This is a genomic window from Nocardia sp. NPDC059236, assembly GCF_042754085.1.
Lineage (GTDB): Bacteria > Actinomycetota > Actinomycetes > Mycobacteriales > Mycobacteriaceae > Nocardia.
In genome coordinates, this window is the sequence record NZ_JBHZAF010000131.1 from 1 (window position 1) to 1,003 (window position 1,003).

General features: G+C 65.4%; 2 protein-coding genes. One reads left to right on the forward strand and one right to left on the reverse strand.

The window, feature by feature from the left end; genetic code table 11:
• Positions 1-572, reverse strand: a 572-nt coding sequence (locus ACFXIV_RS48435) for an ISAzo13 family transposase (RefSeq protein ID WP_379421605.1), incomplete at its 3' end; no start/stop codon positions are given.
• Between the two features lie 56 nt (positions 573-628).
• On the opposite strand from ACFXIV_RS48435, the gene ACFXIV_RS48440 reads away from it, so the two are divergent.
• Positions 629-1,003: transposase (locus tag ACFXIV_RS48440; RefSeq protein ID WP_379421606.1), on the forward strand; the 375-nt coding region annotated here is incomplete at its 3' end.

Sequence of the window (1,003 nt, forward strand, 5' to 3'; positions counted from 1 at the left end):
GTGTCGACGCTGATCACCGGCTGCCCGGTGTCGAGGAAGGTGGTGGCTGTGGCGTTGATGTGGGCGAACTGCGCATCGCGGTCGGGATGGGAGGTGCCTTCGTTGGTCTTGGCAGTGCCTTGCAAGCGGTATCCCAGTGCATGCAGCAGGTGCCCGACGGTCGTGGCGCCCACCGGGTGGCCCTGGTCGGTCAGAGCCGAAGCCAAGCTGCGTAGCGATAGTGTGGTCCAGCGCAGCGCAGAAACCGGATCGCCGCGAGTGTGCGGTTCGATCAGCGCCTCCAGCGCCGGCAGCAGGCCGGTGTCGATCGCTGTCAGCGGCTTGCGACCGGCGCCTGGAGCCCGGATGCGCTGGGTCGGTGCAGGATTCGCGGTCAGTTCGGACATGCCGCGCGTGACGGTGGCGGTGCTGGCACCGGAGACGCCGGCCACCACAGTGATCCCTCCGTGGCCGATCGCCATCGCCTCGCTGGCCAGATAGAGCCGACGACGGCGTTCATCCAGATGCGGCAGAAGCTGATCGAACTTCACCCGCAACTCGGCAGCGGATCGACAATCTCGCAGAAGGCACATACTCAAGCCTCCCACTGTCACCCATCAAGCCGCCTCAAAGATCAACTCCGACAGTAATTTACGAACAAGCCCCCGGGCGGATCGAGAACAGTCAGATCGCGGTGTATCTCACCTACGCCACCCCCGTCGGACACGCCTTCCTCGATCGTGCCCTCTACCTGCCGAAATCGTGGACCATCGACCCTGCCCGCTGCCAGCAGGCAGGTGTACCGGACGAGGTGGGTTTCTCCACCAAACCCGCTCTGGCGAAGCGACTGATCATCGACGCTCTCGATGCCGGTGTCCCCGCACCGTCGGTCACCGGCGACGAGGTCTACGGCGGCGATCCGAAACTGCGGTCTGCGCTCGAAACTCGGAGCACCGGTTACGTTTTCGCTGTTGCCTGCGATCACCGCGTCACCACGCCGACCGGCCGCGTCCGCGCCGACCTC